Genomic DNA, 536 nt, shown 5'->3' with positions numbered 1-536 from the left:
CAAGCGCTATCAGAAGGATTCGCAGATCCGTTACGTGGGCAACAAGGACTACTGGAAGCCCGAAGACGTGAAGATCGACAACCTGATCTTCTCCATCAACAACGATGCCGCGGTGCGTCTGCAAAAGCTCAAGGCCGGTGAGTGCCAGGTCAGCGGCTACCCTCGCCCGCAAGACATCGAAGAATTCAAGAAAGACCCGAAGATCAAGGTTCTGAGCCAGCCGGGTTTCAACCTGGGCTTCCTGGCCTATAACGTCACACACCCGCCACTGGACCAGCTCAAGGTGCGTCAGGCGCTGGACATGGCCATCGACAAGCCGGCCATTATCAAGGCGGGTTACCAGAGCGCCGGGCAACTGGCCCAGAACGCCCTGCCGCCCGGCCAGTGGAGCTTCGACCCGGACATCAAGGACGCGCCTTACGACCCGACCAAGGCGAAGCAGTTGCTCAAGGAAGCGGGCATCGCACCGGGCACACAAATCAACCTGTGGGCCATGACGGTGCAGCGGGCTTCCAACCCCAACGCACGAATGTCGG

1 protein-coding gene is annotated in these 536 nt (G+C 60.1%); it reads left to right on the top strand.

Annotated features, from left to right (window positions below; all coding sequences use genetic code 11):
• A partial coding sequence (locus NRB16_RS29195; protein ID WP_257107610.1) for an ABC transporter substrate-binding protein occupies positions 1 to 536 on the top strand: 536 nt, incomplete at both ends.

The organism is Pseudomonas sp. LJDD11 (assembly GCF_024584215.1).
In the GTDB taxonomy this organism is placed as follows: Bacteria; Pseudomonadota; Gammaproteobacteria; order Pseudomonadales; family Pseudomonadaceae; genus Aquipseudomonas.
The sequence above is the reverse complement of the archived record's forward strand: the minus strand, read 5'-3'. Positions and strand labels throughout refer to the sequence as shown.